General features: G+C 44.0%; 4 protein-coding genes and 3 tRNA genes. All 7 read left to right on the forward strand.

The annotated features are described in order from the left end of the window. A partial coding sequence (locus EPO18_RS14850) for a ribose-phosphate diphosphokinase (protein ID WP_292434525.1) occupies window positions 1–891 on the forward strand: 891 nt, incomplete at its 5' end. A 59-nt stretch (window positions 892–950) separates the two neighbouring features. Further along, entirely contained in the window at window positions 951–1,553 is a 603-nt protein-coding gene (locus EPO18_RS14855) for a 50S ribosomal protein L25/general stress protein Ctc (RefSeq protein ID WP_292434529.1), read from the forward strand. A 16-nt stretch (window positions 1,554–1,569) separates the two neighbouring features. Next, complete coding sequence (pth, locus tag EPO18_RS14860) at window positions 1,570–2,142, forward strand: aminoacyl-tRNA hydrolase (protein WP_292434531.1); 573 nt, start codon at window positions 1,570–1,572, stop codon at window positions 2,140–2,142. A 52-nt stretch (window positions 2,143–2,194) separates the two neighbouring features. Beyond that, a tRNA-Tyr gene (locus EPO18_RS14865) sits at window positions 2,195–2,279 on the forward strand. A 17-nt stretch (window positions 2,280–2,296) separates the two neighbouring features. Beyond that, window positions 2,297–2,370, forward strand: a tRNA-Gly gene (locus tag EPO18_RS14870). A gap of 13 nt (window positions 2,371–2,383) precedes the next feature. After that, window positions 2,384–2,459, forward strand: a tRNA-Thr gene (locus EPO18_RS14875). Between the two features lie 28 nt (window positions 2,460–2,487). Continuing rightward, a partial coding sequence (locus EPO18_RS14880) for a GTP-binding protein (RefSeq protein WP_292434535.1) occupies window positions 2,488–2,673 on the forward strand: 186 nt, incomplete at its 3' end.

The raw sequence follows: 2,673 nt of genomic DNA on the forward strand, positions 1-2,673 counted from the left end.
GTAAAGAAGCTCAATATGCGCCTCGGGATGGCAACTGTCGGAAGATTCAGTGATGGGGAAGTCGCAGTAGAGATTGAGGAAAATGTTCGTGGCAAGGATGTTTTTGTTATTCAGCCGACTTGCTCGCCAACAAATGAGAATTTAATGGAATTGCTGGTGATGATAGATGCTCTTCATCGAGCTTCAGCATCACGAATAACTGCGGTAATGCCATATTATGGTTATGCGCGGCAAGACAGGAGATCTCGATCTGCACGTGTGCCAATTAGCGCGAAGCTTGTTGCAAAAATGATTGAACAGGCGGGTACGGATCGGATTTTAACGGTTGACTTACATGCTGACCAAATACAGGGTTTTTTTGATATTCCTGTAGATAATGTCTATTCATCGCCCATTCTTCTTGGTGATGTGTGGCGGCAAAAATATAAGGATCTGATTGTTGTTTCGCCGGATGTTGGTGGTGTTGTCAGAGCTAGAGCGCTTGCAAAGCGCTTGGACGATGCTGATCTTGCGATTATAGATAAGCGTAGGCCGAAAGCTAATGTTGCAGAAATTATGCATATAATTGGTGATGTGGATGGCCGTAGTTGTGTATTGATCGATGATTTAGTCGATACGGCGGGAACGTTGTGTCATGCTGCTGAAGCATTAAAGAAGCATGGGGCGATCAAAGTAGTTGCATATTGTACTCATGCGGTATTATCAGGTTCCGCTTTAAAGAATATAAATAACTCGGAGCTTGATGAATTAGTGGTTACTGATACTATTCCGCTGAGCCGTGAAGCTGCTGAATTAGGCAGAATAAGGCAGCTAAGTGTTGCGGAAATGCTGGCTGAAACTATAAGGCGTATAGCTGTCGGTGAGTCAGTTAGTTCGCTCTATGTGGATTGATGGTTGTAGATCGATAAAATTTAATTTGTTGTGCTTGATGGCACGGGGTTGAGAGGAAAATGTCTAACGTATTTGAGTTTGTTGCCGAAAGTCGTGGGCAATCAGGTAAAAGCGCAGCCAGAAGAGTGCGTCGTAAAGGTAATGTGCCTGCAGTGATATACGGTGGGCATAGCGAGCCTCAAATGCTTGTGCTGAGTCATAATGAAGTGATTAAACATCTTGCTCATGAGGCGGTTTATTCGCACGTTTTAGATATTAATGTCGATGGAAAAGCAGAGAAAGCGATTCTGAAAGGTGTTCAGCGTCATCCTTCTAGGTTTCAAATCCTGCATATGGATTTTCTTCGGGTAAATATGTCGGAGGCTGTAAAGGTTCATGTGCCATTGCATTTTATCAATGAGCAGACGTCAATCGGTGGAAAGAAAGGCGGCATTGTAACTCATGCTATGATTGATGTTGAGGTTTCTTGTTTGCCGACTGCTCTGCCTGACTATATTGAAGTAGACTTGAGCGGTTTGGATATTGGTGAGTCGGTTCATCTTTCGGATATTGTATTGCCGGCTGGTGTTGAAATTGTAGCGCTTGCGCAAGGGCCTGAGCATGATCATCCTGTTGCGTCCATGATGGCTTCAAAGGCGAGCAAAGATGAAGCGGCTCCATAGCAGCTCATAAATACAAATGATTAAACTTATAGTTGGCTTAGGTAATCCTGGTCGGCAATACGAAACAACCCGGCATAATGCCGGGTTTTTGTTTTTAGACAAATTGATATCCGAATCGGGTAGTGGCTGGGTTGATGAGTCTCGGTTTGATGGATTATTGGCGGAAATTGGGGTTGCTGGCGAAAAAGTGAAGCTGTTAAAGCCATGTACTTTTATGAATCGAAGTGGTCAGGCTGTAGGTAAGGTCGCGCGATATTATAAGTTGGTGCCGGAAGAGATTCTTGTTGTTCACGATGAGCTTGATTTCGATGTTGGCGTGGTAAAGCTGAAAAAAGACGGTGGGCATGCAGGACATAATGGCTTAAAAGACATTATTGCACATCTGGGTTCAAAAGAGTTTTATCGTTTAAGAATAGGAATTGGTCGGCCGCCAGTTGGAAAAGATATTGCGGATTATGTGTTATCAGATCCGTCTAAACATGAGTGGAAATCAATGTTGTCAGTTTTTGATCTTGCTGGAAGTTGTATGGATCAGATGGTTGTAGGTGATATGTCGGTAATGATGAATAAATTTAATTCTGTGAAATGATTGATTGACAGCGCAAACTTAATGAAAGATAATAAACAGATTATTCGATAACGGAGGGGTTCCCGAGCGGCCAAAGGGATCAGACTGTAAATCTGCCGGCTCTGCCTTCGGAGGTTCGAATCCTCCCCCCTCCACCATCAACTTAAAAATATCCGCGGGTGTAGTTCAATGGTAGAACTCCAGCCTTCCAAGCTGATCACGTGGGTTCGATTCCCATCACCCGCTCCATATCTAAATTTAAGCTCATATAGCTCAGTAGGTAGAGCACTTCCTTGGTAAGGAAGAGGTCACCGGTTCAAATCCGGTTATGAGCTCCATGTGTTGATTATTAGGGGGTGTATTTTAATGGCCAAAGAAAAATTCTCACGTAGTAAGCCACACGTAAACGTCGGCACCATCGGTCACGTCGACCACGGTAAAACGACTTTAACCGCTGCTTTAACAAAAGTAATGGCTGAGCTCCAAGGCGGTGAAGTTAAAGCCTTTGATCAAATCGATAATGCGCCCGAAGAGCGAGCGCGTGGTATTACT

The organism is Methylobacter sp. (genome assembly GCF_004322395.1).
GTDB lineage: Bacteria > Pseudomonadota > Gammaproteobacteria > Methylococcales > Methylomonadaceae > Methylobacter_A.

Bases quoted from the DNA above. Each gene is read 5' to 3' on its own strand.
- pth (WP_292434531.1), top strand. From the start codon at position 1,570: ATGATTAAACTTATAGTTGGCTTAGGTAATCCTGGTCGGCAATACGAA.
- EPO18_RS14855 (WP_292434529.1), top strand. From the start codon at position 951: ATGTCTAACGTATTTGAGTTTGTTGCCGAAAGTCGTGGGCAATCAGGT.